The sequence below is a fragment of the Pseudomonas sp. MYb541 genome (assembly GCF_037479595.1).
Taxonomy (GTDB): domain Bacteria; phylum Pseudomonadota; class Gammaproteobacteria; order Pseudomonadales; family Pseudomonadaceae; genus Aquipseudomonas; species Aquipseudomonas canadensis.
This window is the reverse complement of the sequence record NZ_JBBGYS010000006.1, coordinates 48,987-70,442: the sequence shown is the minus strand read 5'-3', so window position 1 is coordinate 70,442 and position 21,456 is coordinate 48,987. Positions and strand designations below refer to the sequence as shown.

The 21,456-nt window shown below is 59.2% G+C and carries 26 protein-coding genes; all 26 read left to right on the top strand.

All coding sequences use genetic code 11. The features are described 5' to 3' along the window. Positions 1 to 4: 4 nt before the first annotated feature. Positions 5 to 316: a hypothetical protein gene (locus tag WH299_RS05555; RefSeq protein WP_160049391.1), complete on the top strand. Its 312-nt coding sequence runs from the start codon at positions 5 to 7 to the stop codon at positions 314 to 316. A gap of 3 nt (positions 317 to 319) precedes the next feature. Next, positions 320 to 883, top strand: a complete 564-nt coding sequence (locus WH299_RS05550; protein WP_339549799.1) for a hypothetical protein — start codon at positions 320 to 322, stop codon at positions 881 to 883. Between the two features lie 118 nt (positions 884 to 1,001). After that, positions 1,002 to 1,373, top strand: coding sequence for a chemotaxis protein (locus tag WH299_RS05545; RefSeq protein WP_167418559.1), 372 nt, complete (start codon positions 1,002 to 1,004; stop codon positions 1,371 to 1,373). Beyond that, positions 1,373 to 1,690 carry a hypothetical protein gene (locus tag WH299_RS05540; protein ID WP_339549798.1) on the top strand — a complete coding sequence of 106 codons (318 nt, stop codon included), beginning with the start codon at positions 1,373 to 1,375 and terminating at the stop codon, positions 1,688 to 1,690. Before WH299_RS05545 ends, WH299_RS05540 begins: the two co-directional genes overlap by 1 nt. A gap of 177 nt (positions 1,691 to 1,867) precedes the next feature. Then, positions 1,868 to 2,263, top strand: a complete 396-nt coding sequence (locus tag WH299_RS05535; protein ID WP_339549797.1) for an HNH endonuclease — start codon at positions 1,868 to 1,870, stop codon at positions 2,261 to 2,263. 135 nt (positions 2,264 to 2,398) lie between these two features. Continuing rightward, complete coding sequence (locus WH299_RS05530; protein ID WP_028619174.1) at positions 2,399 to 2,884, top strand: phage terminase small subunit P27 family; 486 nt, start codon at positions 2,399 to 2,401, stop codon at positions 2,882 to 2,884. Beyond that, positions 2,884 to 4,605: a terminase large subunit gene (locus WH299_RS05525; protein ID WP_339549795.1), complete on the top strand. Its 1,722-nt coding sequence runs from the start codon at positions 2,884 to 2,886 to the stop codon at positions 4,603 to 4,605. The genes WH299_RS05530 and WH299_RS05525 overlap by 1 nt, the downstream gene beginning before the upstream one ends. Beyond that, positions 4,605 to 5,876 carry a phage portal protein gene (locus WH299_RS05520; RefSeq protein WP_339549794.1) on the top strand — a complete coding sequence of 424 codons (1,272 nt, stop codon included), beginning with the start codon at positions 4,605 to 4,607 and terminating at the stop codon, positions 5,874 to 5,876. Before WH299_RS05525 ends, WH299_RS05520 begins: the two co-directional genes overlap by 1 nt. Before the next feature lie 17 nt (positions 5,877 to 5,893). After that, positions 5,894 to 6,556, top strand: a complete 663-nt coding sequence (locus WH299_RS05515) for an HK97 family phage prohead protease (protein WP_339549793.1) — start codon at positions 5,894 to 5,896, stop codon at positions 6,554 to 6,556. Positions 6,557 to 6,559: 3 nt separating this feature from the next. Beyond that, positions 6,560 to 7,723, top strand: a complete 1,164-nt coding sequence (locus WH299_RS05510; RefSeq protein ID WP_339549791.1) for a phage major capsid protein — start codon at positions 6,560 to 6,562, stop codon at positions 7,721 to 7,723. Positions 7,724 to 7,758: 35 nt separating this feature from the next. Continuing rightward, positions 7,759 to 8,028, top strand: coding sequence for a hypothetical protein (locus WH299_RS05505; protein ID WP_339549789.1), 270 nt, complete (start codon positions 7,759 to 7,761; stop codon positions 8,026 to 8,028). Continuing rightward, complete coding sequence (locus WH299_RS05500) at positions 8,025 to 8,363, top strand: head-tail connector protein (RefSeq protein ID WP_339549788.1); 339 nt, start codon at positions 8,025 to 8,027, stop codon at positions 8,361 to 8,363. Before WH299_RS05505 ends, WH299_RS05500 begins: the two co-directional genes overlap by 4 nt. Next, complete coding sequence (locus tag WH299_RS05495; protein ID WP_339549787.1) at positions 8,360 to 8,692, top strand: head-tail adaptor protein; 333 nt, start codon at positions 8,360 to 8,362, stop codon at positions 8,690 to 8,692. The genes WH299_RS05500 and WH299_RS05495 overlap by 4 nt, the downstream gene beginning before the upstream one ends. A 9-nt stretch (positions 8,693 to 8,701) precedes the next feature. Beyond that, a complete protein-coding gene (locus WH299_RS05490; RefSeq protein ID WP_339549786.1) occupies positions 8,702 to 8,872 on the top strand; it encodes a hypothetical protein in 171 nt (56 codons plus the stop codon). Positions 8,873 to 8,875: 3 nt separating this feature from the next. Next, complete coding sequence (locus WH299_RS05485; RefSeq protein ID WP_339549785.1) at positions 8,876 to 9,379, top strand: HK97-gp10 family putative phage morphogenesis protein; 504 nt, start codon at positions 8,876 to 8,878, stop codon at positions 9,377 to 9,379. After that, positions 9,372 to 9,758, top strand: coding sequence for a DUF3168 domain-containing protein (locus WH299_RS05480; protein ID WP_339549784.1), 387 nt, complete (start codon positions 9,372 to 9,374; stop codon positions 9,756 to 9,758). The genes WH299_RS05485 and WH299_RS05480 overlap by 8 nt, the downstream gene beginning before the upstream one ends. Before the next feature lie 55 nt (positions 9,759 to 9,813). Beyond that, complete coding sequence (locus WH299_RS05475) at positions 9,814 to 10,311, top strand: hypothetical protein (RefSeq protein ID WP_010564196.1); 498 nt, start codon at positions 9,814 to 9,816, stop codon at positions 10,309 to 10,311. Positions 10,312 to 10,350: 39 nt separating this feature from the next. After that, positions 10,351 to 10,680, top strand: coding sequence for a hypothetical protein (locus WH299_RS05470; RefSeq protein ID WP_339549783.1), 330 nt, complete (start codon positions 10,351 to 10,353; stop codon positions 10,678 to 10,680). 56 nt (positions 10,681 to 10,736) lie between these two features. After that, positions 10,737 to 10,931, top strand: a complete 195-nt coding sequence (locus WH299_RS05465; protein WP_339549782.1) for a hypothetical protein — start codon at positions 10,737 to 10,739, stop codon at positions 10,929 to 10,931. A 45-nt stretch (positions 10,932 to 10,976) separates the two neighbouring features. Next, positions 10,977 to 11,486, top strand: coding sequence for a hypothetical protein (locus tag WH299_RS05460; RefSeq protein ID WP_339549781.1), 510 nt, complete (start codon positions 10,977 to 10,979; stop codon positions 11,484 to 11,486). A gap of 55 nt (positions 11,487 to 11,541) precedes the next feature. After that, positions 11,542 to 14,979, top strand: coding sequence for a tape measure protein (locus WH299_RS05455; RefSeq protein ID WP_339549780.1), 3,438 nt, complete (start codon positions 11,542 to 11,544; stop codon positions 14,977 to 14,979). After that, positions 14,979 to 15,329 carry a phage tail protein gene (locus WH299_RS05450; RefSeq protein ID WP_177089989.1) on the top strand — a complete coding sequence of 117 codons (351 nt, stop codon included), beginning with the start codon at positions 14,979 to 14,981 and terminating at the stop codon, positions 15,327 to 15,329. Before WH299_RS05455 ends, WH299_RS05450 begins: the two co-directional genes overlap by 1 nt. A gap of 48 nt (positions 15,330 to 15,377) precedes the next feature. Next, positions 15,378 to 16,082 carry a phage minor tail protein L gene (locus tag WH299_RS05445; protein WP_339549779.1) on the top strand — a complete coding sequence of 235 codons (705 nt, stop codon included), beginning with the start codon at positions 15,378 to 15,380 and terminating at the stop codon, positions 16,080 to 16,082. A 2-nt stretch (positions 16,083 to 16,084) separates the two neighbouring features. Further along, on the top strand, positions 16,085 to 16,867 hold the full coding sequence (locus WH299_RS05440) for a C40 family peptidase (protein WP_339549778.1): 783 nt from the start codon (positions 16,085 to 16,087) through the stop codon (positions 16,865 to 16,867). Then, positions 16,864 to 17,451: a tail assembly protein gene (locus WH299_RS05435; RefSeq protein ID WP_339549777.1), complete on the top strand. Its 588-nt coding sequence runs from the start codon at positions 16,864 to 16,866 to the stop codon at positions 17,449 to 17,451. Before WH299_RS05440 ends, WH299_RS05435 begins: the two co-directional genes overlap by 4 nt. 52 nt (positions 17,452 to 17,503) lie before the next feature. Continuing rightward, on the top strand, positions 17,504 to 21,133 hold the full coding sequence (locus tag WH299_RS05430; protein ID WP_339549776.1) for a host specificity protein J: 3,630 nt from the start codon (positions 17,504 to 17,506) through the stop codon (positions 21,131 to 21,133). Positions 21,134 to 21,456: the final 323 nt, after the last annotated feature.

Below are 21,456 nucleotides of genomic sequence, written 5' to 3'. Positions count from 1 at the left end.
AATGATGAAAAAGAGCAGTGGCCCCGCCTTTGTGCGCCGCCAGATACCGATGACCGAGTGCCCATCCTGCTGTGGTGCTGGCCTGATCCAGGGTGTGTTTCATCAGCTCGAATGCATCGGCTGCCATTCTTCTGGTTTCGTCCATGCCGAAACCCTTGAGCCTCTTCTGATGCAGGACCTGGTTATCCAGTTGGGCCTACTGGCTCGTCAGGCGCGCCCCCAGTTGGCCGGCAATAACCCTGCTCGCTGCATCATCGATGAATACCAGACACCGAACCGTCGCGGGCCAGGCGGCTCGTCTTACAAGGGGGATTGAGCCATGGCTATGTATAAGGACGTGATGGGCACCCTGGTGCGGGTGCTGGCGGCAGACAACATCGACAACAGCACCAAGCAGTCATGGCAGAAGCTGATCGACGCCGATTTGCGCCAGGGCGGCACGGGTAGCACGCTGTCGGTCCGGGACAAGTTCGATTACGACTGCTGCCTCTATGCGCTGCTGCACCGTCAGCTTGAGCCGGCTCAGTGGGATGTGCTGGTAGCCAAGTACTCTACGCACAAGGCCAATAAGGTCGGTGCCATCGGTAGGCTGGTTGCCCGCATGGTTTCGCCGGCGCCGCAGTTGTTCATCTATAAGGCGCTGACTGCCTGGGCCATACCGAAGCTAAAAGGGGCACAGATTGGCAAGCGCTCCACCGACATGATCGTGCTGCCTGCCGAGTTCTACGACATGAATACCTGGGATCTGGCTGGCTCCCCGGAGCGCACGCGCCGCAACTGGAGAGGCGGAATCCACAAGCGTTTGGAGAAGCTCGAAGAGCAGGCCGTGATCCATGCGACCGAGATATTCGACAGTGAGCAAATCTTTGTAGATGCCGCTTGACCCATTGGCCGACTGGCCGTAAATTAACCCCATCATGTCGATCTTGCGCGTTATGAGAGACGACCAAAAATTCCGAGCCTCGCCACTGTGCGGGGCTTTTTCGTTTCTGGAGTATCGGATGGATCCTACTGACCTCGGCCCGGGCACAGCTACCTGGCTGGGCGGTAGTGCCACTGTTGTGCTGGGCGGGCTGCTCTGGCTTCGTAAGTTCCTGTCTAAAGACGCGACCGATCGGGCCATGGATAACGCCGATATCGGCACGCTGCGCCGGCTCAATGAGCTGTTGAACCAAGAGCGTGCGGCCCGCAAAGAAGCTGAGGCCCGCGCCGATCAGTTCGCGAAAGAGCGGAACGATCTCGCCGCCGCCGTTGGCAGGATGGAAGGGAAGATCGAAGCCCTCACCAGCCAGGTCGGACAACTCACCGAGCGCGTAACGCTGCAGAGCGAAGAGATCCACCGCCTGCGCACCAAGCTTGGAGGTATCGCCTGATGGACAGATGCGCACTGGAGTTCATTGCACGCCGGTGGTGGAGGCGCGCTGAGGTCTGGGCCATTGCCGTGCTGCTGGTTGTTGGTGGTGCTGTCCTTGGCTATCAGGCTGCGTACTGGGCGCTCGCCGATAAGCAGAGCAACCAGATCACGGACATTCGCAAAGCCTACGACACAGCCATGGAAGAGCGGGACAAGCGCCTTGAAGAGCTGACCCGCAAGACTGGCACTGCCGCCGACAAGGCTACAAAGGCTGCAACTACAGCGGCCCAGGCAGCGGACAAAGCGGACGAAGCGCTCAACCGCGTCGGGCAGTGAACTGGAGGTGGTGATGGCTAAGGTAAGCGTAACGATCACGGTTGTTCGGCGTTGGTGGGTGACTGATGTTCTCAGCCTTGCCATCTGCTATTGCTGGCTGACCGGCCGCGATGAGATGCCCGAGGCATTCATTGATTGGCTAGCGACTCACGGCTTCAAATTGGAGGTTGGTACGTAATGCCCCTGAGGCCAAAGAAACCCTGCAACGCGCAGGGCTGCAATGTCCTTACCCGCAACCCTCGTTACTGTGATGATCATGCGGACATCGGCAAGAGTGCCGAGGCCAAGCGGAAGGAGCGGCAACGTGAGACCAGCGCCCAACGCGGCTACAGCTATAAGTGGCAGCAAGCACGCAAGGCGTACTTGGCCAAGCATCCGCTCTGTGTCGAGTGCGAGCGCCAAGGTCTCGTGGTAGCAGCCACTGATCTCGATCACATCACCCCTCACAAAGGTGACAAGGCCGTGTTCTGGGATAGTTCGAACTGGCAAGCCCTTTGCCACCCATGCCACAGCAGGAAGACGGCGTCCGAGGACGGTGGTTGGGGCAATCCATCGAGAAATCGTGCGAATTGAGCGGGGATCACGCTCAAATGATCTTGATTCTCATTTGGGTGGGGGGAGGGTCAAAAGTCTGGGGTTTTTGGTAGCTAGACCGTCCCCTTGGCCTTTTTCTTACACCCGCGAAATTAAAAATTCAGGAGTTGCGCGATGGGAGGCACCGCCACGGTCGCCGGCCGTGGTCGCAAACCCAAGCCAACGGCCAAAAAAGCACTCGCCGGAAACCCCGGCAAGCGCGCGCTTAATACAGCCGAGCCGCAGTTTTCCAAGATCACTCAGATCGACCCGCCGGATTGGTTCAGCCCTCGGGCAGCCACTATGTGGAACATGATTGTTCCAGAGCTACTGCGCGAGAACGTGGTGGCGATCACGGACCTGCACAACGTCGAGGCCTTCTGTAGCGCCTACGACAACTGGAGGCTTGCTCAGGAATCAATCACGCAGCATGGCATCGTCGTCACCGGTGCCACGGGCGGGCCGATGAAGAACCCCGCACTTACCGCCGCGAACGAAACGATGCGCCAGATGGTGACCTTCGGTTCGATGCTGGGTCTGGACCCGGCCAGCCGCACCCGACTGATCGGCGGCAACAAGGAGAAAGAAACCAACGAATTTGCCAACCTACTGAGAACCTGATGACCAAATCTGCCCACCCCAATGTCGACAAGGCAAAGGCGTGGGGTCGGTCATTGCTCCGCGGCAAGGTGCCGGCGTGCCGATATATCCACCAGGCAGTGCAGCGCCACTTCGATGATCTGGCGGCCAGCCGAAAGCGCGGTTTCCGTTTCAAGTTCGATCCGGCGAAGGCAGAGAAAAAGCTCAAGCTGATGCAGTTGCTCCCGCACACCAAGGGCGAGTGGGCATTCAAGCGTCAGCTGATCACGCTGGAGCCTTGGCAGCTTTTCGGCCTGGCCGTTACATTCGGTTGGGTCAAGAAGAAGGGCGGCCACCGCCGGTTCCGTGAAAGCTACTGGGAAGTGCCCAGGAAGAACGGCAAATCAGTTGTTGCCGGTGGTGTTGGCATCAGCATGTTCGTTGCCGATGGCGAATTCGGTGCCGAGGTGTACGCCGGTGCGACCACAGAGAAGCAAGCGTGGGAGGTTTTCCGGCCCGCCAAGCTGATGGTCAGCAAGTCGCCGATGCTGATTCAGGCCGCCGGAATCGAGGTGAACGCCTCGAACATGAACATTCCGTCCGACTTCAGCCGGTTTGAGCCATTGATCGGTAACCCGGGTGACGGTGCATCACCGAGCTGCGCCATCGTCGACGAATACCACGAACACCCAACCTCGGCCCAGTACGACACCATGCTCACAGGCATGGGCGCACGGCGTCAGCCGCTGATGTTCATCATCACCACGGCCGGCGCCGACATTGAGGGTCCGTGCTACGACAAGCGCCGCCAGGTCGTCGAGATGCTGGCCGGTACGGTGCCGGACGAAGAGTTGTTCGGCTGGATCTGGACGCTCGATGAGGGCGACGACTGGACCGATCCGAAGATGCTGGCCAAGGCCAACCCGAACCACGGCGTCTCGGTGTTTCAGGAGTACCTGGAGAGTCAGCAGGCCCGAGCCATTCGCTCGGCTCGCTTTGCCAACACCTTCAAAACGAAACACCTCAACCTTTGGGTGAGCGCCAAGTCAGGCTTCTACAACATGGAAAGCTGGAAGGCTTGCGAAGACACGTCGCTGACCCTAGAGCAGTTCGAGGGGCAGGAGTGGATTGCCGGTTTCGACTTGGCGCGCAAGCTCGATATGAACTCAAGGGCCAGGTTGTTCTGGCGCGTCATTGATGGGAAGAATCACTACTACAGCATTGCGCCGAAGTTCTGGGTTCCCTACGACACCGCCTTCAACACCGATAACAAGCGCATGGCTGAGCGCTTCCAGGCCTGGATTCATTCCAAGCATCTGGATGTGACCGACGGTGCGGAGGTGGACTATCGCGAGATCCTTGAGGACACCAAGGAAGCGAACCACCACGCCCCGGTGCGCGAATGCCCGATTGACCCTCATGGCGCGACAGGCTTGAGTCATGACCTTGATGACCAGGGTTTCAATCCGGTCACGATCACGCAGAACTACACCAACATGTCAGATCCGATGAAAGAGCTGGAGGCCGCGATAGAGGCTGGCCGTTTTCATCATGACGGCAACCCGATCATGACCTGGTGTATCGGCAACGTTATCGGCAAGAACTTGCCAGGCAACGATGACGTAGTGCGCCCGATCAAGCAGGGTGATGACAACAAAATCGACGGCGCTGTCGCGCTGATCATGACGATAGGCCGCATCCTGGCGAACGCTGAGGTGCAAGGCTCTGTCGACGACTTCCTCTCCAGACCGATGAGCATGTAATGGCAGATACCGACTACAGCATCGACCTGCGCACGCGCAGTCCATTCTGGGCGCGTATGGCGAGCTTCTTTGTCGGCGGCCGCCTGGTTACACCTGAAAAAGGTTCGCAGACAGGCCCTGTGTCTGCCCAGGGTGTAGTGGGTGATTCGGTCGTCAACGATGAGCGATCGCTCCAGATATCAACGGTATTCGCATGTGTAAGGCTGATATCCAGCGTCACGGCGTGTATGCCGTTGGATGTATTTGAAACAACGGGTGATGACCGCAGGAAAGCGGATCTCAATAATCCTCTGGCACGGTTGCTGCGGTACAGCCCCAATTCTTTCATGACCGCCTTCGACTTCCGCGTGTCGATGACGATGCAACTCTGCTATTACGGAAACGCTTACGCACTGATCGAGCGGAACAGCACCGGGGATGTGATCAGTCTTGTTCCGCTTCTTTCAGCCAACATGGACGTCAGGCTTGAAGGCCGTAAGGTTGTGTATCGATATCGCCGCGACAATGAGTACGCTGACTTCAAACAATCAGAGATCTTCCACCTCAAGGGCTTCGGCTTCAATGGTCTCGTAGGGCTTTCCCCGATCGCGTTTGCGGCCAAGAGCGCGGGTGTGGCGGTGGCCATGGAGGATCAGCAGCGAGACTTCTACGCGAACGGGGCGAAGTCTCCGCAGTTGCTGATGACCGGTGATGGCAAGGTTCTCAATAAAGAACAGCGTGATCAGGTTGAAGAGAACTTCAAGGAAATATCCGGCGGACCGGTGAAAAAGCGGCTCTGGATCCTTGAGGGCGGTTTTACCACCCAGGCTATTGGTGTAAGCCCGCAGGACGCTGAAACGATGGCGGCGCGTAAGTTTCAGGTTAGCGAATTGGCCAGATTCTTTGGTGTGCCTCCTCACCTGGTGGGCGATGTCGAAAAGTCCACCAGTTGGGGCTCAGGTATCGAGCAACAGAACCTCGGCTTCCTACAGTACGCCCTTGATCCCTACTTGGAGATTTGGGAATGCAGCATCCTGCGCTGGCTGGTTAGGCCATCCGACCTCGGCCGGCTTCATGCAGAGCACAACCGCGACGGACTTCTGAGCGGCGACTCGACCGCCAGGGCGAACTACATGAAAACTCTTGTGGATACCGGCTTACTCACCATCAATGAAGGCAGGCGAGTCAACAACCGGCCGCCCGTTGCCGGTGGCGATGTCGCCACCAGGCAGTCGCAGAACGTACCGCTTACCCAACTTGGCCAAACAAACCCCGCACCCAGCGGGGTTTAGTTTTTCTGGAGGCTGAAATGCCGAGTATTTGCAAGACGCTGGCCTTTGAGCAGGCCTCAATCAAGTTTTCTGATGGTGGCGCGCAGGGTGTGTTCGAGGGCTATGCCAGCGTGTTCGGGGTTGTCGATAGCGACGGCGACATCATTCAGCCGGGCGCTTTCGCGAATGCGCTGAAGAGTCAGTCTCGTGCCGTGGCGATGTTTTTCAACCATCGCCGCAACGAAATCCCGGTTGGCAAGTGGCTCGGCCTCGCCGAGGACAGCACGGGCCTGCATGTGAAAGGTGAGCTTACCCCGGGGAACCCGCAGTCCGAGGCACTGAAGGCAGCCATGATCCACGGCACGGTGGGCGGTATGTCCGTCGGGTTTTCCGCTGCCAAAGGGGACTTTTCACAAATTGCCTCCGGCTATTCATTTACCAATGTCTCGCGCCTCAGCGAGATCAGCGTTTGCACGTTCCCTGCGAACGAGCAGGCCATGGTGTCCACGCTCAAAAGTATGGACGCAATCGAAAGTATCCGTGATGCGGAAAGCTGGCTGAGGGAATCCGCCGGTCTTTCCAAGTCCGAAGCGCAGGCGCTAATCGCCCGCATCAAGTCCGCAGTTCGGAGCGATTCCGAAGGTGGCGAAATCACCGCGATCTTGGATCGCCTCAAGTCCTTCCCAACTGTAGGAAAATAAACCATGTCCGAATTGGCCCAAATCCAAAAGGCTATCGAAGACGCGCAAACGAACATGACTCAATTGTTCGAAGCGCAGAAGAAAGAAATCACCGAGACCGGCGCGGTCAGCAAGAAGCTGCAGGCCGACCTCCAAACCGTCCAGGAAGAGTTGACCAAGTCCGGTACCCGACTGTTTGACCTGGAGCAGAAACTTGCTTCAGGCAACCTGGACAACCCGGAAACGAAGAAGTCATTTGCAGAGCAAACGGCAATCGATCTTCAAAAGTCCTGGGACGGTAAGTCCTCGGGCAAGGTCGACGTGAAGAGCTTCAACAAACAACTGGGCAGCACCGCTGGTTCCGCCGGCGCATTGATTGAGCCGCAGCGCAACGCTGGCATCCTGATGCCCGGCCTTCGCCGCCTCACCATCCGCGACCTGCTGGCCCAGGGCCGTATCAGTTCGAACTCGCTGGAATATGTTCGCGAGAACATCTTTACCAACAGTGCGGCGCCGGTCGCCGAGGGCACGCTGAAGCCCGAGTCTAACCTGACGTTCACCAAGGAAACGGCAAACGTCAAAACCATCGCTCACTGGATCCAGGCCTCGCGTCAGGTTATGGACGATGCCCCGATGCTCGAGTCGTACGTGAACAACCGGCTGTTGTTCGGCCTGGCCCTGGTTGAGGAAGGGCAGTTGTTGAACGGTGACGGTACCGGCGACAACCTGACCGGCCTGAATAAGGTTGCCACGGCCTACGACGCAACGCTGAACGTGACCGGTGACACCCGTGCTGACAAGATTGCCCACGCTATCTTCCAAACCAGTGAGTCTGAGTTTGAAGCCTCCGGCATCATCCTCAACCCGCGCGACTGGCATGCAATCGCGCTGCTGAAAGATGCCGATGGTCGCTACATTTTCGGTGGCCCAGCTGCCTTCGCTGCCAAGGTCATGTGGGGCCTGCCGGTCGTTGCGACTAAAGCTCAAGCCCTGGGCACGTTCACCGTCGGCGGCTTTGATCTGGCATCCCAGGTCTGGGACCGCATGGACGCAACCGTCGAAGTCAGTCGCGAAGATCGCGACAACTTCGTCAAGAACATGCTGACGATCCTCTGTGAAGAGCGCCTGGCCCTGGCTCACTACCGGCCAACCGCGATCATCACCGGTCCTTTCGCAACCGCACCATAACCGAGGCCGGGGCAGGTAACTGCCCCGATTGCGTCATGATCAAGATTCGAGCGTTGCGCCAGTTTTCGCACTATCACGCCGGCAACTTCAGCCAGTTCGAAGTTCGTGAAGTAAAGGACGAATATGCCGAGGCTTTGATCGGATTGGACTTGGCAGAAGAGGTTGAGGTCGATCCAATCCTGGAGCCAGAGCCAGAGCCAGAGCCAGAGCCAGAGCCAGAGCCAGAGCCAGAGCCAGAGCCAGAGCCAGAGCCAGAGCCAGAAGCCACCACCGAAACCACCAAGAAGGCAGGCGGTAAAAAATGAGCATCCCCGTCACCGATCTGCTGCCGATAGCCTTGATGCGAAAGCATCTGCGCGTCGACCATGAAGACGATGACGACCTGATCGAGCTCTACGCCGAATCGGCCCTGGCTTGGGCGCTGTGGTATTGCGATAACCCGGCGCTCAAGTTGGTGGCGGATTTCCCGGCTTCGTTCAAGAACGCACTGCTGCTTTTACTGGGGCATTCGTACTCGACTCGCGAGGCGGTCGTGATCGGCACCATCACTGCGGTATTGCCGATGGGGGTTGAGTCATTATTGTGGGCTTCCAGGAACTGGCGCGGCGTGCTTGATCCCGTGCCTGGGGGGGTGCCATGAGAGCCGGACAGTTACGGCACCGCTGCATGCTGCAAAGACCGAGTCGCGTTAAAAATGCAACCGGTGGCTTTGACGTCGCGTGGATTGATCTCGGAAAGATTTATTCGGAGATCACGCTGCCTACCGGGCGCACCGCACCGGTCGCTGAGCAGGTGAAAGCGCTGGTGACCGCCGAGATCATTATTCGGCCCAGGGCTGACGCTGTAGCGGGGAACCGCCTGGTGCACACGGCAAACGGTATCGCCACCACCTACCTGATCGAAGCCGCTCTGCCGAACAATGAGCGCGACATGCTTCGATTGCTCTGTTCAAACGTACCCAATCCGTAGAGGTGAAACATGAAAGTAGTTGCCTTGGGCACTCTTTCCGGCGCTACTGGCGACCGGGAGAAGGGTGAAGAATTCACGGTTGACGCCAAGCTTGGTGCCGACCTGGTGGGCCGCGGCTTGGTCGAGCTTGCGCCCGAGGCGCCCGCCGCCGCTGAAAAGGCCGGAAAGGCCAAGGAGTAATTCATGGCCGCTCGCCGCTCGCGCATGTCCGGCGATTTCAAGCTTCGCCGCACGCTACGCACACTCCATCAATCCATGGATAACGAGTTGGCACCGGTGATGCGCGATAGTGCCGAGCGCATTCTTTCGACGATGAAGAACCTGATCCCGAAAGATACCGGGGCCGCCGCTGCCGCTCTGACGGTGTTTGTTTCGCAAAGCGGTTTGGACGCCCAGATCGGTATCCGTGGCAAGAAGAACAAGCAACGGTTCTTCTACATGAGGTTTGTGGAGTACGGGACCAAGGGCTATAGCGGCAACAAGCGCGCCGGTGGCAGAACTCGCCGGCCGACGAATAAGGCGGACGGCTCAAGCTTCTTCGGGAAGTACCCGGACATCCCAGCGCGCCCCGCGCATCCATGGCTTCGCCCAGCGAAGGACGTGAATCGGGAGTATGTGGTGGCCAACATCAAGGCCGCCATCGGTCGAACGCTGAGCAAGGCGAGCAAGGGGCTTACCAATGGCTGATCCGTCTGTTGCGCTGCAGGAGGCGCTGTTCGCCAGGCTCGCGGCTGAGGTTTCATGCCCGATCTACGATGGCGCGCCCATGGATTCGCCGATGCCATACGTTTCCATTGACCGCGAGATATCCACCAATATCTCTCCCATTGCCGGCAGGAAGCGTCAGCAGCGCCTGGTCTACCTGTCGGTTTGGTCGGACGCTCATGGCCAGGCCGAGGTGAAGCGCATCCTCGGCGAGGTTGTGACGGCTCTGGATGAGCGCCGCTTGCCGCTGACAGTCGGGCGGGCAGTGTCGGTCCGGGTAGAGCAAGCCGACGCCCAGCGCGATGCTGACGGCGTCACGTACCAAGGATCGATCACGGTCCGCGTTATCACCACCCACTAAACCCAACACCCGGCCGCATCGCGGCTTTATCCAATGTGCCTTTGGAGGACCCCCCATGGCCGACGACAACCTCAACACAGCCGCCGGCTGCCGGATCAGCATCGGCAGCAAGAACGGCGCGGACACCGAAGCGCTCTACAAGGCAGACACCTACGTCGAAATTGGCGAAGTGGAAGACCTGGGCGAGTTTGGTGACACGTTCAGCTCCGTGACCTTCACCTCGCTGCGCGATGGCCGAGTTCGCAAGTACAAGGGCACCGCTGATGCTGGTGACCTGACTCTGGCTGTCGGCCTCGACAACGGTGACCTGGGCCAGGCCAAGCTGAAGATCGCTCACAAGGATCGCAGCAAGGGCGACTACAACATCAAGATCACTCTGAACGATGGTGATCCTGATGCCACCCCTGCGCTGCTGCCGACTACCTTCTACCTGCGTGGCAAGGTGATGAACAACACCGTCGCCGCCGGCGCCGCTGACAACGTGGTTCGCCGCAACGTCACCATCGGCATCAACTCCGACATCCTGGAAATTCTCCCGGCTGCAGCGGCTTAACCTGAGGGGCTTCGGCCCCGAACCCCAAGGATTCGACGCATGAGCAAGACCCTTTTCGGTACTGTCGACATCAGTCTCGACGGCGAGACGTACACCCTCAAGCCCACGCTTGGCGCGGTGCGGGCCATTGAGGCCCACTTCGGCGGGCTGCGCGGCGCATCCCAGGCAATCAATGCACTGAGCATCGACGGCTGCGCGGTGATCATCGCTGGCGGCGCCGGGCTGACCGGCAAAGCAGCCGAGGCCGTTGCTGAGCAGGTTTGGCAGGCTGGCGTCCTTGATGTATCCGTGCAGTTGAACGCTTACCTAGTCGCGCTGTACAACCCGAAAGGCCCCGACGCGGGAAAGGAAAAGCCGGCGGCGGCGTAAGTGCTGTCGAAAACGGCAGCTACGTCGACCGGCTCTACGCGGTAGCCACCGGCTGGTTGGGCTGGTCGCCCGAACTGGCCTGGGCCACACCGATCCCTGAACTGTTCCTGGCCATGGACGCCAAAATCGAATGGGCGCAGATGACGAACCCCTTCGGCGGTGGAAAGGCCAAGCCCAAGGCCGATAAGCCATCTGCGTCGACTGTGGCCGATAAGCTGCGGCAAGCGCTCACAGGGAGGCAGGCTGCCTAGATCGAGTTTGCTATTCTCCCCGTCTAACTTTGATGGAGAGACGTAATGGGGAAGGGAGCAAAAATTTCTATCGTGGCTGTCACTGTGGTGGCCATTTTCATAATCGGGTCTATTGCGTTCGTCCCTCCAAAAAGAGCGCTGTCTGCCGCGATCATGCGCGACTGCATAGGCGTAGTTAAAGAAAAGGTTCGAGGAGCCAAAATTATCAGCGCCACAGCCATTCAGCCCGATCCAAATAAGCGGAAGGTTGAAGATTTCAGCCGCGCCACTCAAGCGGTAATGTCGAGGGGAGACATGATTCCGTCCGAACCAAGTGTTTTGATAGAGTTTCAAACTGACCGTGGTGACGCAAAGGCCTTGTGTACATATTTTGCGGATCTTTGGACTGACTCTGGAACATACACTGGCGTTTCAGCTCGCGAAGTTCAAATAGGGCTGAGTACTCTGTCGGATTTGGAAATGGTCTTCATGAAGCGCTTTGATGTTGGCCGATTAGATAGGGCGTTATCACTAATCCCTATATTTGGGGTTGAACAAAAGTTTTATTTGGATTGATATTGTTTTTGAATAAAGCCCACTCCGGTGGGTTTTTTATTGCCTGGAGAAAAGCATGGCTGACACCGACGTACAAGGGATGCTCGTCCGCATCGAGGCGACCACTGCCCAGTTGCGTCAGGAAATGGCGAGGGCTGATTCGAGTGTCGGCCAAGCGTCGAGCAAGATCGACAAAAGTCTGGGCCGTGTGGATGATGCGTTCGATCGTGCCGGGTCCAGCGCCCAAGCGGCCGGCGGACTCATTAAGAGTGCGATGGCCTTGGCGGTCGGCGCGGTGTCGGTAGGCGCCATCATAAAAACCGCCGACTCCTACTCGCAAATGTCGGATCGCCTTGGAATGGCGACCAGCAGTGTTAGCGAGTACAACTTGGTTCAAGACCGCCTCCTAGACACGGCGAAGCGCACCTACCGCCCACTCGCCGAAGCACAAGAACTGTACATCCGCACATCGGATAGCCTTAAGTCGATGGGCTACAACACCAGCCAGGCGCTGGATGTGATGGACAGTTTCAGCTTCCTTTTGGTAACCAACTCCGCATCAGCAGAAAAGGCCAGTTCGGCAATCGATGCCTACTCGAAGGCACTCCAGACTGGCAAGGTAGAGGCTGATGGATGGCAGGCCATCCTTGCGGCCATGCCTACGGTTGTTGACACCATTGCCAAATCCACCGGGAAGACTGCTGAAGAGATCCGCAGTCTTGGAGCCCAGGGCAAGCTAAGCCTAGACATATTGACGGAAGGGCTTCAGAAGTCCGCTGACGCCAATGGTCTGCTTGCTGACAGCATGGGCGTAGCAGTGCGTGACGCGCTTCAAAACCTGGAAAACTCTTTTACGGTATATATCGGCAAGCTGAACGAAACCACGGACGGCACAGGCTTGCTGGCGAAGGGTATCAGCGTACTCGGTGACAATTTCGAAACCCTCGCGGATATCGCTGGGGTTGTTGCTGTCGGCGCTCTCGCTGGATACGCCCGCCAACTTGCCGGTTCTGCCGCCGCCTCACTGGTGGCGACCAAGAACGCCATATCCGAAGCGATCGCCAGAAAAGCTCAAGCTGCAGCCGTCTTGCTTGCTGCCCAGGCCGAACAGCAAAAAGCCCAAACAACAGTATTTCTGGCTGAAAAAGAAGCCATCGCCGCCCGAGGCACAGCCGTCCAAACACAGATGTCGTTGCAGCTCGCAGAAGCCAGGATGGTTGAGGCTCGCGCTACGGCGGCCGCCGCTACTGCACAAGCCGCCGCCGGACGTTCTTCTTGGAGCCTGGCGGCCGTCCTCGGCGGCCCACTCGGCATCGCGGTTCTGGCCATTGGTGTTGCTACTGCTTTTCTGACGCTACGCGACAACACCAGTACGCTGGAGAAGAAGCTAGGAGATCTGGCAGACCCAATTGATAAGATCGCTGAGCGATTTTTGAAATTGAATCGTGCCACTCAGTCCGTAACATTGCGCGAACTTGAGTCGAAGATCGAGGACATGCAGTCCAAGCTCGGGCAAATGTCCGGCGCAATCGCAGATAAGTTCGAAAGCGATCTTCGAGGGATGGGTGCCGCCGGCGCGGATGGTCTCATGGCTGGCTTAACGCCGTTGCCAGCTCAAGCGCAGCAGGCCCTGGACCTTGTTCGCCAAGCATCCAAAGATCAGGCGGCCGGTATTGCCGTCGACTGGAAACTCGTCGCTGACCAGCTGCGCCTTATTCCGGGTGTTACTGAATCGATGGCTGCCGCCATTGAGAGCAGCCAGATCCCTGTCACCGATCTAAGTGCAGCCCTCGACGACCAGCGCGCAAAGCTGAATCAGCTAACCGGCGCAACCGATGCCAACACTCGGGCACAGCTGGAGAATGCTGCAGCAAAGGCCCAGGCAGCTCAGGACGGCCAAAAATACCTTGACCAGCTTCTAAAGCAGCTGGCCGCCGCGCAAGACAAGACGTACCTGGATGCCGCAAACAGGTACATCAAAGACAACACTCTACTCACGGAGGCGCAGGCAGTTGCAATACGTTCGGCGGCAGCAGCGAAAGACTCACAAAAAGAGAAAGATGACGCTGCTTCCAAGGCGCTGCGCAAGAACACCAGCGAGACCCAATCCGCCACCAAGCAGCAGCTCAAGTCCTTCGACACCGCCGAAGAGGGCTACAGGCGTCAAATCGAGCTGATCAACACCACCGGCAACAAGCAGAACGAAGCCACGGAGGTGATGAAGCTTTCCTTCGAACTCCAGGAAGGGAAGCTCGGCAAGCTGAGCGAGGCGCAGAAGAAAAAACTCCAGGGCATGGCTGCCGAACTGGATGCGTTGAACAAGCTGAAGAAGGCCAACGAGGACGACCTAAAGCTGACGGCGTTCAAGAATGCCCAGGCGCTGACTACCCAAACCACGAAGGACGGATTTGAGCAGGAGCTGGCGGGCGTGGGCATGGGCGACAAGGCCCGCGACCGAATGCGCGCTGACCTGGCAATGCGCCAGAAGTACGCCGCTGACGTCAACGAACTGGTAAAGCAGCGCAACAGCGGCGAGATAACGCCGGAGCTTTACCAGAACGAGACGGCGGTACTGCAGGCCGAGCTCGACAAGCGCCTCCAGGCTCAGCAGGATTTCTACGACGCCACGGATGAGCAGCAAACCAACTGGATGAATGGCGTCAACGAGGCCTGGGCCAACTATGCCGATGCAGCGCGGGACTATTCGGCTCAGGCGGCAGACATAACCAACACGGCTCTGCAAGAGGGCACTAGCGGGCTTGGCACTTTCTTCTCAGATGTGGCCAGCGGTGCCGAGGATGCCGGTGACGCCCTTGGCGACATGGTTGGGAACTTCGCCAAGTCGATGCTCAAGGCGCTGGGTGACATGGCGGCTCAGTGGCTGATCTACCAGGGCGTACAGCTGCTGGTGGGCAAGACCACCCAGGCAAGCGCCGCCGGCACCCTAGGCGCCAATGCGCAGGCCATGTCTCTAACGGCAGGCCTTAACGCCTATGCCGCCACCGCTGGCATTCCCATCATTGGACCTGCGGCAGCTCCGGCAGCGATGGCCACGGCCATGGCTGTTACCGGGCCGCTGGCTTCGGCTGTCGGCATGACTGCGCTGGCGGGTATGGCGCACGACGGTATAGACGCGGTTCCAAAGGATGGCACCTGGTTCCTCCAAGAGGGCGAGCGGGTAACTACCGCTCAAACGAGTGCCAAGCTTGACGCTGTGCTGTCGAGGATCGACAGGGGGTTGGGTGGCGAGCAGCCGTACGCGCAGATCGGCGTCGGCAGCCTGGAGTCAGCTGGCGACGGGCGGGCCGCAATGGTTGGCGCGGGTGCCCAGTCGGCACCGAGTGGGCCTACACAGATTGTCTTCAACGCACCAATCACGGTGCAGGCCCAGCCGGGCATGACAGACCAGGATGCAGCACGCCAAGGGCAGGCGATGTCGGCCGGGCTAGAGACGCAGTTCGGCAAATTCCTTGATCGTGAAATGGGCCAGGGTGGCCGGCTGTGGAGGCGTTGATGGCTGAGACATTTACTTTTGATGTTGAGGTCGGTCTTGACGGTGATATCAGCCAGCGAACATGGGAAAACGAGTTTGGCGACGGCATGGTCCAGGCCGGGGGCATTGGCATCAACACCAAGAGTCAGGTGTGGAATCTGGTGCACACCGGTGAGGATCTGCCGGGCGAGGAGTTGCCCGAGTTGCTGGCGTTCCTGGATCGGCATGAAGGCTACAAGGCCTTTCGCTATTCGCCGCCTGGTGAGCCCCAAGGCTGGTACCGGGCCAATGGGTACAAGAAGAAAGCCCTCGGCATGAACATCTACACCGTCACGTTCACCGTGAAGCAGGTATTCAACCCCCGACCTTAACCCTTACCAAGCCCCGCCAAGTGCGGGGTTTATTGTTTCTGGGGCCTTATGAATTACAGCACCGATCTTCAAAAGCTCGAGCCTGGTAACCAGATCAGGCTGTACGAGTTGGACGCTACGCGCCTGGGCGGTTTGCTCTGGCGCTTCCACGGCCATGCGCATGAGGGCGACATCATCTGGCAGGGGCAGCTGTATTCGCCGCTCCAGATCGAGGCCAAGGGCTTCGACATCCGTGGGGATGGGCGCCCAGCTTCGCCGACGCTGCAGGTGGATGATGAGCTGGGAGGTGTACGCGGTGCGATCACTGCCCTGTGTTTCCAGTTTCGCGATTTGGCCGGCGCCCGGGTTAAGGTGATCGAAACGTTCCGCCACTTCCTGGACGCCGCCAACTTCCCCGACGGCAATCCAGAAGCCAGCGACCAGTCGAAAACGAACCTTTGGTTTATCGAGCAGAAGACCGAGGCACTACCCAGCATCTCGGTCACGTTCTCGCTATCCAGTCCAACGGACATGGAAGGCCAGATGCTGCCGGCGCAGCAGATCACCAAGCTGTGCCGGTGGGCCTGTCGTGGCGGCTACCGGCAAGAGGCCTGCGCATACACCGGCACTGCGATGTTCGACAAGAAGAATCAGCCCACCGATAACCCCGCGCTTGATCGCTGCGGTGGCTGGTGGAGCAGCTGCAAGCTTCGGGGCAACACCCGCCGGTTTGGTGGATCCATGGGCGCGAGCCTGATAGCAAGTTCGAGGTAGCGATGCGCATCAACCAAAAGTTACAGGACGAGATCCGCGCACACGCCGAGCGTGCTTATCCGGCCGAGGCCTGCGGCTTGCTGATCAAGTCGGCTGCCGGTCGTGAGTACGTGCCCTGCGGCAACCTGGCGGCCACGCCTCGCGAACACTTCCAGATCGATCACAAGGACATGGCCCAGGCGGAAGATCGGGGCGAAGTGCTGGCGATTATTCACAGCCATCCCGACAAGGCGCCGGCGCCGAGCATGGCCGACCGCGTCAGTTGCGAGTTGCACGAATTGCCCTGGGGCATTGTCGGCTGGCCCGGCGGCGACTTCGAGTGGTTCAAACCTTCGGGCTTCCAGGCGCCGCTGCTGGGCCGGGACTTTTCTCATGGTCTGCTGGACTGCTGGGCATCGTGCCGTGACTGGTACGCCCGGGAAGCGGGGTTGCAGCTACCGAACTTCGAACGCTCCGATCTCTGGTGGGAGCAGAAAGACGGGCCGAGCCTCTACGAAGACAACTTCGCGGCCACCGGTTTCTACCAGGTCAACGAGGCGCGCCGCGGTGACATGCTGGTTTTGCAGATCCCGACGCCAGGGCGGGAGTGCTACTTCCCGAATCATGCCGCGATCTACCTGGGCGATGAGCCTGCATTCACTAGTGAGCCGGCGCCCAAGCTCGGCGGATCTGGCCCGTTCATTTACCACCACATGCACGGTCGCCTGGCTGTCCGTGAAATCTACGGATGGTCGATGGCCAACCGGGTGAAGCTGATTCTCCGGCACAAGGACTACCGCCCATGACCATGCGCACCATCAAGCTCGGCGGCGTGCTGGGCAAGAAGTTCGGTAAGGAGTATCGGCTCGACCTGTACGGCATTCACGACGCCACCGCGGCGCTGTGCGCAATGAAGCCGGGCTTTGAGAAGTTCATGCGAACAGCTCATGAGCGCGGCATGGTCTTCGCGGTTTTCGTCGACGAGCGGAATGTCAGCGAGCAGGAACTTGAGCTGGTGGGACGTGCCGGGGGCGACATCCGCATTCAGCCGATCGTGCAGGGCTCCAAGCAGGCAGGGATGTTCCAAACCCTACTGGGCGTGGTGCTGATCGTGGCGGGCCTTTTCACTGGCGGCACGACTTCCACTTTGGGCATGGGCCTGCTCGCCGCCGGCGCCGCAGTAGGCCTGGGCGGTGTTGTGCAAATGCTATCCCCGACCACCAAGGCAAATGCCGAGGGCAAGAACGACGACGGCAACAACCCCAGCTACGGGTTCGGCGGGGCGATCACCACGATTGCCCAGGGCAACCCTTACCCGTTGCTGTACGGGGAGCGGGAGATCGGCGGCGCCGTCGAGTCTGGCGGGATCTACACCCAAGACAACATCTGATTGATCTATCCAAAACACCCGCTTCGGCGGGTTTTTGCATTCTGGAGGGCGCATGAGCGCAGTAGCAAAGAAGCCGCGCCATGTTGCGCCACGCAAACGCCGCGCCGTCATTGGCAGCAAGGGCGGGCAGGCGAAGCAGAAACAGCCCAGCATCGCCTCGAACAGCGTGCCGTCTATCTCTACTGCGCGCATTACCTACCTTTGGAGCTGGGGCCCGATTGTTGGGCCAGTTGATGGTCTGCGCTCGGTAAAGCTGAACGGCACTCCGGTGCAGGCTCCTGACGGCACCATCAACTATCCCAGCGTGAAGTGGCAGTTCCGCTCCGGTGAGCTGAACCAGCCTCGCCTCGAAGGGATCGCGGAATCAAGCAACGAAATCGACGTCAAGACTGAACTTGTCTACGGCACACCGTGGTTGCATACCATCACCAACTCGGTGATCGATGCCGTGCGCCTGCGCCTCAGCTGGCCGGCTCTGCGCAGCCAGGATGCCTCGGGCAACATCAGCGGTGTTCGTATCGATTACGCCGTGGACATCTCGACCGACAACGGCCCTTACATCCAGGTGTTGGCTTCTGCTGTCGATCGCAAGAACGTAACCGAGTATGAGCGCGCCCATCGCCTGGAGCTACCCGCCGGTAGCCGCTGGACCATCCGAGTTCGGCGCCTGACTCCGAATGCCAACTCCGACCTGGTCGTTGATCAGATGATCGTCAAGGCCATCGCCGAGGTTGTGGACAGCGATCAGGAATATCCGCTGACGTCGGTAGGGTGCATTGAGTACGACGCACAGACCTTTGGTGGCGATATCGCCAAGATTGCCGTGCTGATGCGCGGGCGCATCATCCGTGTCCCAGCTAACTACGACGCAGCTACTCGCACTTACGCCACAGCAGGGACCGGCACAAGTAACGGGATTTGGGATGGCACCTTCAAGGAGGCCTACACCAACAACCCAGCATTCATTTTCTATGATCTGGTGCTTGACCCCTATTACGGGCTGGGCGACCGAATCGACGCCACCATGATTGATCGCTGGGCGCTGTACCGCATTGCGCAGTACTGCGATCAGATGATTCCGGATGGCAAAGGAGGGCAAGAGCCTCGATTCACTTGCAACCTTTACTTCCAGAAGCAGGCCGAGGCCTACGCAGTTCTGCAGGACCTGGCCTCAATCTTTCACGGCCTGGCCTACTGGGACGGCAGCCAGATCGTAGTCAATGCCGATATGCCGGGCGATCCGGTATACACCTACAACCAAACACAGATCCTCAACTCGGGCGCCATCAAGTACGAAGGCACCCGCGCGCGCGACCGACACAGTCTTTACACGGTGTCGTGGGACAATCCAGACCAGGGCTTCGAGACCGACAAAGAGCCGGTCTTCGACGATGAGGCAATGGTCGAGCTTGGCGGGATTGTGCGCGAAACGTCGATTGATGCCATTGGTTGCACATCCCTTGGCCAGGCCCAGCGCGCCGGACAGTGGGCGGCGCTCACAGAGAAACTGCAAACCCAGGGCGCCGTCTTTCGCGTCGGGCTCGACGGGGATATCCCTAAGCCTGGGCAAGTGATCGCTGTGGCTGACCCCATGCTGGTTGGCCGCAACAACGGCGGCAGGATCTCGGCAGCTGCGGGCCGCGTGGTCACGCTAGACCGCGATACCGTGGTGCCGGTGGGCGCACGGCTGATGGTCAACCTGCCAAGCGGAAAGTCAGAGGGGCGGGTGGTCAAGTCGGTCTCCGGCCGGGCCGTGACGCTGATGGCAGATTTCAGCGAGCAGCCCCAGGCGGAAGCCGGGTGGATTCTGGACTATGAAGACCTGAAGCTGATGCAGTTCTACGTCCGCAACGTGACGCGGCCGGAGTGGCACCAGTTCCAATTCGAAGTTATCCAGCACGACCCGAGCAAGTTTGACGCTATCGACAATGGCGCCGTGGTCGACATCCGTCCGATCACCGGCATTCCGGCAGGCAGCCAGGAAGCGCCGGCGCGCGTCATGCTTAGCCAGAATGTGGTGATCGAGCAGGGCATTGCTGTGACGATCATGTCTATCGCATGGGACGCTGCGCCAGGCGCTGTGGCTTATGACGTCGAATGGAAGTGGGGCGCGCGCGAGTGGATCACCTTGCCGCGCACCCCTGAGCAAATGGTCGATGTGCGCGGGATCTACTCCGGGCAGTACATGGCCCGGGTTCGGGCGGTCAGCGCTCTCAACGTTTCGTCGATCCCGACCACGTCAGCGTTGACCAACCTTGAAGGGAAGGTTGGCCTGCCGCCGGCGGTGGCGTTCTTGACCACCACCAGCGAGCTGTTCGGCATCGGCATCAAGTGGGGTTTCCCGTCCGGCGCCGAGGACACCCAGCGAACCGAGCTGTGGTATGGCACGGCGAACAACTTGGCGGCAGCCTCCAAGCTGGCCGACCTGGCGTATCCGCAGGCCGATTACCGCATGCAGCAACTGCTGGCGGGTGCAACGTTGTTCTTCTGGGCTCGCCTTGTGGACCGGACTGGCAACATCGGTCCGTTTTATCCGGTGGGTAACGGAGTGATGGGCAGGGCCAGCTCCGATGCTGGCCCGGTTCTTGACCTGGTCGCCGGCAAGATTGGCCGGACCGAGCTTGGTCAGGACATCGTGAGCCAGATCGACAAGATCCCGGGCCTGCAGGATCAGATCACCGCGCTTGGTGGGTTGAAGCCCTACAACAAGGATGCCACCTACCTCAAAGGACAGATGGTTGTAGAGGGCAGTCGAATCTACCAGGCCGCCCAGGCTGTACCGAAGAACCAGCCGCCGCCGAACACCACCTACTGGCTCGATGTTGGCCAGTCGGTAGAGACTGCGAACGGCCTGGCTCAGCAGGTCTCCACCAACACCGCCGATATCACCAAGCTTGACGGTGTGGTGACGGCCTCGGCGTCGAGCCTTCAGGTCCTGCAGGCGGCGTATAGGGATGACAACGGCGAGGGCGAGCTTGCGGATGCGCTCCAGGGCTTTAACGCCAAGGCCAGCTTTGCGGAGGAGGTGAAAACGCAGGCCACGAAGAACGCGGCAATGGTGCAGCGTACGACTGAGTTGGCCGCCGATGTGGGCGATGTCAGTGGAGCTGTGACCGAGCTCGAAAGCGTTGTGGTCACTGACCGTCAGGCCACGGCCCTGGCTATTCAGCAGATCGGTGTGAAGATCGGTGATAACACGGCTGATATCCAGACCGTCAGCCAGGCCCAGGCCGACACTGAAGGCAAGTTGTCCACGATGTGGTCGGTGAAGATGCAGGTCAACTCTAACGGCCAACTGGTTGCGGCAGGTATTGCACTTGGCATCGAGGAGGAGGATGGCGTTGTTCAAAGTCAGTTCCTTGTGAGCGCAGACCGCTTCGCCATTGTTGGCACGCTAGCGGGTGGGCAGGTGTTCACACCATTCACCGTACAAAATGGACAGGTGTTCATGCGGTCGGCGTTCATCCAGGACGGCAGCATCACCATGCTGAAGATTGGAGAGGCGCTGCAGTCCGACAACTATGTCGCCGGTGTTCAAGGATGGCGCCTCGATAAAGCTGGCAACCTGGAGTTTAACGGCCCGGCGCCTGGTGGTGGTCGCCTGACGATGACCAATCGTGCAATCAAGGTGTACGACGAAAACAACGTCAAGCGGGTGCAGCTAGGGGATCTGACAGCATGATCGGAGGAATCAGAATATGGGGGCCTACGGGCCTCCTTGAATTGGATGAGAACTCATTCACCGTGAGGGTTGTTTATTCAGCACTCATTGGCACGGCGGGCGTGAGTACCTTTGTTTCCATACCTGGCGTGAATCCCTCTACTCACATCGGTATATGTTTGCCTAATGGGCAGTACTCAGGGGACCCGTCCGGCCAAGACGCAAGTTTGTCTCAGTTCGATGTGCAGATGCTTACGGGTGGGGTTCAAGTTTGGTTTAGGAACAGAAATATGCCAACCGGCCGGATAGGGGTATCAGTTCAGCGACTTCTAGTATTCAGGTAC

Bases quoted from the DNA above. Each gene is read 5' to 3' on its own strand.
- WH299_RS05430 (WP_339549776.1), top strand. From the start codon at position 17,504: ATGAGCGCAGTAGCAAAGAAGCCGCGCCATGTTGCGCCACGCAAACGC.
- WH299_RS05510 (WP_339549791.1), top strand. From the start codon at position 6,560: ATGTCCGAATTGGCCCAAATCCAAAAGGCTATCGAAGACGCGCAAACG.
- WH299_RS05455 (WP_339549780.1), top strand. From the start codon at position 11,542: ATGGCTGACACCGACGTACAAGGGATGCTCGTCCGCATCGAGGCGACC.
- WH299_RS05445 (WP_339549779.1), top strand. From the start codon at position 15,378: ATGAATTACAGCACCGATCTTCAAAAGCTCGAGCCTGGTAACCAGATC.
- WH299_RS05490 (WP_339549786.1), top strand. From the start codon at position 8,702: ATGAAAGTAGTTGCCTTGGGCACTCTTTCCGGCGCTACTGGCGACCGG.
- WH299_RS05500 (WP_339549788.1), top strand. From the start codon at position 8,025: ATGAGCATCCCCGTCACCGATCTGCTGCCGATAGCCTTGATGCGAAAG.
- WH299_RS05530 (WP_028619174.1), top strand. From the start codon at position 2,399: ATGGGAGGCACCGCCACGGTCGCCGGCCGTGGTCGCAAACCCAAGCCA.
- WH299_RS05460 (WP_339549781.1), top strand. From the start codon at position 10,977: ATGGGGAAGGGAGCAAAAATTTCTATCGTGGCTGTCACTGTGGTGGCC.
- WH299_RS05440 (WP_339549778.1), top strand. From the start codon at position 16,085: ATGCGCATCAACCAAAAGTTACAGGACGAGATCCGCGCACACGCCGAG.
- WH299_RS05535 (WP_339549797.1), top strand. From the start codon at position 1,868: ATGCCCCTGAGGCCAAAGAAACCCTGCAACGCGCAGGGCTGCAATGTC.
- WH299_RS05450 (WP_177089989.1), top strand. From the start codon at position 14,979: ATGGCTGAGACATTTACTTTTGATGTTGAGGTCGGTCTTGACGGTGAT.
- WH299_RS05515 (WP_339549793.1), top strand. From the start codon at position 5,894: ATGCCGAGTATTTGCAAGACGCTGGCCTTTGAGCAGGCCTCAATCAAG.
- WH299_RS05495 (WP_339549787.1), top strand. From the start codon at position 8,360: ATGAGAGCCGGACAGTTACGGCACCGCTGCATGCTGCAAAGACCGAGT.
- WH299_RS05505 (WP_339549789.1), top strand. From the start codon at position 7,759: ATGATCAAGATTCGAGCGTTGCGCCAGTTTTCGCACTATCACGCCGGC.
- WH299_RS05520 (WP_339549794.1), top strand. From the start codon at position 4,605: ATGGCAGATACCGACTACAGCATCGACCTGCGCACGCGCAGTCCATTC.
- WH299_RS05545 (WP_167418559.1), top strand. From the start codon at position 1,002: ATGGATCCTACTGACCTCGGCCCGGGCACAGCTACCTGGCTGGGCGGT.
- WH299_RS05485 (WP_339549785.1), top strand. From the start codon at position 8,876: ATGGCCGCTCGCCGCTCGCGCATGTCCGGCGATTTCAAGCTTCGCCGC.
- WH299_RS05435 (WP_339549777.1), top strand. From the start codon at position 16,864: ATGACCATGCGCACCATCAAGCTCGGCGGCGTGCTGGGCAAGAAGTTC.
- WH299_RS05525 (WP_339549795.1), top strand. From the start codon at position 2,884: ATGACCAAATCTGCCCACCCCAATGTCGACAAGGCAAAGGCGTGGGGT.
- WH299_RS05480 (WP_339549784.1), top strand. From the start codon at position 9,372: ATGGCTGATCCGTCTGTTGCGCTGCAGGAGGCGCTGTTCGCCAGGCTC.
- WH299_RS05540 (WP_339549798.1), top strand. From the start codon at position 1,373: ATGGACAGATGCGCACTGGAGTTCATTGCACGCCGGTGGTGGAGGCGC.
- WH299_RS05550 (WP_339549799.1), top strand. From the start codon at position 320: ATGGCTATGTATAAGGACGTGATGGGCACCCTGGTGCGGGTGCTGGCG.
- WH299_RS05555 (WP_160049391.1), top strand. From the start codon at position 5: ATGAAAAAGAGCAGTGGCCCCGCCTTTGTGCGCCGCCAGATACCGATG.
- WH299_RS05470 (WP_339549783.1), top strand. From the start codon at position 10,351: ATGAGCAAGACCCTTTTCGGTACTGTCGACATCAGTCTCGACGGCGAG.
- WH299_RS05475 (WP_010564196.1), top strand. From the start codon at position 9,814: ATGGCCGACGACAACCTCAACACAGCCGCCGGCTGCCGGATCAGCATC.